Here is a 3,234-nt window from a genome sequence, read left to right on the forward strand (position 1 = left end):
GCTAATGCTTTTTGCAACGTAATAGTTCCTCGATAATTGCCATCAGAGTTTTTAGGCGACCAATCGGCATCAATTCCCCATTTACCTTTTGGCATGGTGAAATAACTATCAATTATGGAATCACAAGGCGACATGCCTAATTGCTCAATTGCGGTGGCATACACAAAAGGCTTAAAAGTAGAACCTACTTGTCTTGCCCCTTGTCCCACGTGATCGTATTGGAAATATTTATAATTTACGCCTCCAACCCACGCTTTGATATGGCCGTTTCTTGGCTCCATAGCCATCATTCCGGTTTGCAGCATGTGTTTGTAGTAAATGATGGAATCTTTTGGTTTCATGATGGTGTCTTTTTCACCTTCATAAGTAAAAATTTTCATTTTAGCGGGAACTGAAAACGATTTGATGATTTCATCGGCCGTTTTTCCATTCAAATCCATTTTTCTCCATCGCTCAGAATTTTTCATCGCCTGCATCATGATTTGATTAGTTTGCTCGGGCGTAATATCAACAAAAGGCGCGTTGTCTTTGTCTTTCATTCCTTTAAAAAATTCTTTTTGTAAATTTTTTAAATGTTCTTGCACCGCTTCTTCGGCATATTGCTGCATTTTTGAATCGATAGTCGTATAAATTTTTAATCCATCTCGATACAAATCATATTCAGTTCCATCGGGTTTTAAATGATCTTTTACCCATTTTCGCATGTAATCTCTCAGGTATTCTCTAAAATAAGTTGCGCTACCTTCGGAATGACTTTCGGGTCTAAAATCTAATTTTACAGGTAATTTTTTAAGCTGTTCTTGTTTGGCTTGAGTAATTACACCGTTTTTCACCATTTGCCCTAATACCGTATTTCTTCGATCTAAAACTAATTGTGCTCTTTTTTTTCGGTTTGGATTATATAGCGAAGGATTTTTTAACATCCCCACAAACAAAGCGCCTTCTTCGATAGTTAAATCTTTTGGTTCTTTGTTCATGTAAATTTTTGCTGCCGAACGAATTCCGACCGCACCGTTTACAAAATCTACTTGATTTAAGTACAGTGCAATGATTTCTTGTTTTGTGTATTGTCTTTCTAAACGAATGGAAATAATCCATTCTTTTACTTTTTGAATGACTCTAAAAAGAATAAATCTTGAACCTTCTCCGTGGAATAAATTTTTGGCTAATTGCTGCGTTAGTGTACTAGCACCTCCATCTCTTCCTAACTTTACTACGGCACGCAAAGTTCCTTTTGCATCAATTCCTGAATGTTCATAAAAACGTTCGTCCTCAGTTGCTACTAGGGCTTTTACAATATGTTGTGGTAATTCATGGTATTTTACTGGGGTTCTATTTTCTTTATAAAATTTACCAATAACTACTCCATCGGCAGAGATAATTTCGGTAGCCACATTAGAATCTGGATTTTCTAAATCATCAAACGAAGGCATTTTTCCAAAAAATCCCCAAGAGGCAAAAAGGAATAATAAAATAATTCCTAAAAAGCCATATTTAAAAAGTTGCCAAAACTTTCGAGTATATTCTGAGTAATCCGATGTAACTGGTTTTTTAGTCGCCATGTTATTTTGTATTTTCTATTCGTAATCCTAATTCTGTAATTCCTTTTAGTTCTGCCACACCTTTTACTTCTCCGGTGGCTCTTACTGCTTGAACTACTTCTACTTTATAATTTCCTATTCTATTAAAAACGTAGTTTTCTAAATACCACAATTTGCTTTCTTTAACGTCGGAAAAACCTTCCCCTAAAAGGGTTCCGTCAACATTTGCCATTTGATATTCAAGGGTGTCTATTTTTATTGTAGGCTTTTTCCCTGGCTCTTTTAAGGAAACTATCAAATACATATTATTAAACGGATAATCGTTGTTGTTTCTAACAGCAAGAAACAGGTTGTAGGGTTTTATGGTGTCTTTTTGTTCAAAAGTAAAACGCAAAGTATCGGATTTTTTCCACGAACCGTCTAATTCTTTATATTCGCTGTAAAACTGTTTTTTATCACACGAAGTCAAAAACAAAAACAACAATAATAAACCAATAAAATTAGTCTTTCTTAGGTGCATTTTTAAAATTTGTAGGTTTCTTCTTTTTATTTCTATTATTCGATTTTTTCTTTGGTTGATCAAAACGAGTTAAACTATCTTGACCAACTACATTTTCAAATTTTTTCTCTACTTCTTGAACCGTTTCCACCACATAATCTTCTAATCCAGCAACGCGTTCTTTTTTCTTGTTCACGGCAATAATTTCTTTGACTTTTTCAACTGGTAAGACCATCCATTGCGCTGGTGCATTGGCATAAGAAAACCACATAATTTCTTTAAAAATGTCGGTTTTCTGACAATAAGCATCGCCTTTTTCAGTGTAGAGTTTGGTTTCCATGTCGGGCATGTCTTTCAATGCGTCTAAATACGTGTCTAATTCATAGTTTAAACAACATTTTAGTTTTCCGCATTGCCCTGCTAATTTTTGCGGATTCAAAGATAATTGTTGGTAACGAGCTGCGGATGTATTCACACTTCTAAAATCGGTTAACCAAGTGGAACAACACAATTCTCTACCACAAGAACCAATTCCGCCTAAACGAGACGCTTCTTGTCGGAAACCTACTTGCTTCATTTCGATTCTAACTTTGAATTCTTGTGCAAATTCTTTAATCAATTGTCGAAAATCTACACGATCGTTAGCGGTGTAGTAAAAAGTTGATTTTGATCCATCACCTTGAAATTCAACGTCAGAAATTTTCATTTCCAACTTCAAATTGATGGCAATTTCTCTAGCACGCATGCGCACAATTTCTTCTTTATTTCGAGCTTCGGTCCAAATGTCAATATCCTTTTGAGTAGCTTTTCGATAAATTTTTGATAATTCTTTATCTGGATTTTCATTTTTCTTTTTCATTTGAATTTTAACCAATTCGCCTGTCAAAGTAATGATTCCGATGTCGTGTCCTGGAGAAGCTTCTGTGGCTACAATATCTCCAATAGACAAAGTTAATTTTTCGGTATTTCTAAAAAATTCTTTTCTACCGTTTTTAAATCGGATTTCAACAGCGTCAAAAGGCGCTTGACCACCCGGAAGTGTCATGTTTGATAACCAATCGAAAACCGAAAGTTTGTTGCAGCTATCGGTGCCGCAAGACCCATTATTATTACACCCTTTTGGTGCACCACCATCAGTGGTTGAACAGTTTGTACATGCCATAATTTCGATATATAGTGATTGCCCTTTGTGGA

Annotated in this window: 3 protein-coding genes; all 3 read right to left on the minus strand. The window is 35.4% G+C overall.

The window, feature by feature from the left end:
• Positions 1-1,562: transglycosylase domain-containing protein (locus ACIQZC_RS10240; RefSeq protein ID WP_396139125.1), on the minus strand; the 1,562-nt coding region annotated here is incomplete at its 3' end.
• 1 nt (position 1,563) lies between these two features.
• On the minus strand, positions 1,564-2,061 hold the full coding sequence (locus ACIQZC_RS10245; RefSeq protein WP_396139126.1) for a gliding motility lipoprotein GldH: 498 nt from the start codon (positions 2,059-2,061) through the stop codon (positions 1,564-1,566).
• Positions 2,042-3,202 (minus strand): stage 0 sporulation family protein, encoded by a 1,161-nt coding sequence (locus ACIQZC_RS10250; protein WP_396139127.1) that lies wholly within the window; start codon positions 3,200-3,202, stop codon positions 2,042-2,044. Before ACIQZC_RS10250 ends, ACIQZC_RS10245 begins: the two co-directional genes overlap by 20 nt.
• Positions 3,203-3,234 lie beyond the last annotated feature (32 nt).

It is taken from the genome of Flavobacterium sp. (assembly GCF_044338735.1).
Classification (GTDB): domain Bacteria; phylum Bacteroidota; class Bacteroidia; order Flavobacteriales; family Flavobacteriaceae; genus Flavobacterium.